This window comes from Crystallibacter degradans, from assembly GCF_012952295.1.
GTDB lineage: Bacteria > Actinomycetota > Actinomycetes > Actinomycetales > Micrococcaceae > Crystallibacter > Crystallibacter degradans.
Genome location: NZ_JABBCH010000051.1, coordinates 1 through 2,219, shown reverse-complemented (window position 1 = coordinate 2,219; position 2,219 = coordinate 1). Strand labels below are relative to the sequence as shown.

At 64.4% G+C, this 2,219-nt stretch carries 2 protein-coding genes; one reads left to right on the top strand and one right to left on the bottom strand.

From position 1 onward, the window contains the following. Positions 1-236: 236 nt before the first annotated feature. Positions 237-1,340: an oxidoreductase gene (locus HGO92_RS23015; RefSeq protein ID WP_169999044.1), complete on the bottom strand. Its 1,104-nt coding sequence runs from the start codon at positions 1,338-1,340 to the stop codon at positions 237-239. A 127-nt stretch (positions 1,341-1,467) separates the two neighbouring features. On the opposite strand from HGO92_RS23015, the gene HGO92_RS23010 reads away from it, so the two are divergent. Next, on the top strand, positions 1,468-1,806 hold the full coding sequence (locus tag HGO92_RS23010; protein WP_169999040.1) for a helix-turn-helix domain-containing protein: 339 nt from the start codon (positions 1,468-1,470) through the stop codon (positions 1,804-1,806). Positions 1,807-2,219 lie beyond the last annotated feature (413 nt).

Genomic DNA, 2,219 nt, shown 5'->3' with positions numbered 1-2,219 from the left:
ACTCAGGATCCTCCGGCGAACGGCCCGCCTCTTCTCCCAGATGGTCACTAGCAGCAGCGGATCAGACAGACCTACACAGGCGCCAGCCGATGAATACGCCCGAACCTGATACGCAGAGGTGCCAGTACGACCTTGATGGCGTTGCCTTCAAATATCGGAACGGGATTTTGGGTACTGGCTGTTAAGTCATGCCGAGACCCGGTCCACCTGTTCCGAACTCGAAGAACCACCACCTCTCAGGAGAGCAATTCGAGCTCCCAATCCTTAACGTCGGCCACCGGCGCGAACAGGCGCGCGTCAATCTCGTCGAGGGGCAGGCCTCTGCGGACCCGGTCCGGCCAATCCCTGTTGCCCAGGGCCGCCTTGCCCAGCGCCACCACGTCGGCCGCGCCGTCAGCCAGCATGGACACTGCCGTCTCCGGGTCATCCAGATGGCCGTTGGCGATCACCGGCAGTCCGGAGTGCCGCTTGGCCAGGGCGGCCAGCGAGGGGCCTTTATCGCCGAAGGCCGGGGCGTAGGCCTTGTACTCGGTGGTATGGATGAAGTCGACGCCCGTGGCGGCCAGGGCGGAGAAGATAACCTCCGCCTCCTCTGCCCCGCCGGCCCACCGATGGTCGTGGTCGCTGACCTTGGACTGGGAGATCCGAATGCCCACAGCCATCTCCGGGCCCACGGCATCGCGCACGGCGCGGGCGATCTCCGCGGTGAAACGCACACGGTTCTGCGGGGAGCCGCCGTACTCGTCAGTGCGCAGATTGAGATAGTCGGTGAGGAACTGGTCCAGCAGGTAGCCGTTGGCACCGTGGATTTCCACGCCGTCGAACCCGGACTCCCTCGCGCGCAGCGCGGAGGCCACGAAGCCCTGGCGGACCTCCTCCATCTGCTCCCGGGTAATTTCCGCAGGCACCCGGTAGGGGCCCTCGCCGCGGTAGAAGCCCAACTGCTCCCCCCTGGGAGCGACCGCCGAGGGGCCGATCGTGGAGTCCGCATAGCGGCTGCCCTGCGCTTGGGACCCGGCGTGCATGAGCTGGGCGAATATCGTAGACCCGGCTGCATGGACGGCGTCGACGACCGTGGCCCAGGACCGGGCCTGCTCATCCGTGGCCAGACCTGGCTGGTACAGGTAGCCCTGACTGTAAGCGGTGTCGGGGTAGATCCCCTCCGTGATCAGTAGGGCGAAGCCGCCCCGGGCGAAGGCCTCGTAGTAGGAGACCATCTTCTCCGTCACCAGCCCGTCCTCGGTGGCGCTGATACGGGTCATGGGTGCCAGCGCGACACGGCTGGGCAGCTGTGTGGAACCGATCTGCAGGGGCGACCAAAGCGGGGCGAGGTTCGTCATGATGATCTCCTTAAACTTTCCCGGGGAGGGGGGTTCACGCTGCTTGTAAGTACGACATGCTTCGTACTACTAGAGTTATCGTACAATGGGTGCGGAGTCAGTCAAATGGCTAGGAGGCTGGTTGCAGGTGCGCGCCCTCGCTCACCCGGACCGGGGCGAGTTGCAGTTGGATACCGTACTGTCCGCGTTGTCCGATCCAGTGCGGCGACGGATCATCGGCCAGCTCGCGGATGGCCCTGACGACCAGGCGTGCAGTGCCTTCCAGCTGCCGGTCAGCAAGTCCACCTCCACGCACCACTTCCGGGTCCTGCGTGAGGCCGGCCTGATCGAACAGCACTACAGCGGCACCTCGATCCTCAACACGCTGCGGGCAGCCGACCTCGAAGCGCGGTTCCCGGGTCTCCTTCAAGCGGTCCTTCAAGCTTCCCGCCACGAAGCCCCCTCCCCCACTGCCGAGCGGCTGTAACCGGCCGCAGGCCTGCCAGCCACCTGCGAAGAGGTATAGAGTGCCTGGCGCTTCCGATATTCACTCACGGCTCACGCTAGCGGCCTGCGGATAGAGACCACCGATAACGGCGCATATGCCACAGCGTAGTCTGCGTATTTCATCTGATGAATCATGACGCCTCCTCTCCCCGCTGTGGCGCGGGATCCCCGTCGAAGGGCGAGTTTACGCGGATCGCAGGCTGATTTCGGCTCTGATGTGGGCTTCGGCCCGGCATCCGCTTGAGGGCGCGGCGAAGTCTTGTCCGGACTCGGAACCACCTCTGACCTGCGGGTTTGCCTTGAAGTCTCATCTGATGAATCATTGATTCGTTTGTTTGTGCGGCGTTTGGAGGCGGAAATTGGGTGTGGACCGGTCAGGCCGGGTGCTTGTTG

What these genes read in the sequence shown, in the direction of transcription:
- HGO92_RS23015 (WP_169999044.1), bottom strand. Translation starts at nt 1,340, where the DNA reads ATGACGAACCTCGCCCCGCTTTGGTCGCCCCTGCAGATCGGTTCCACA.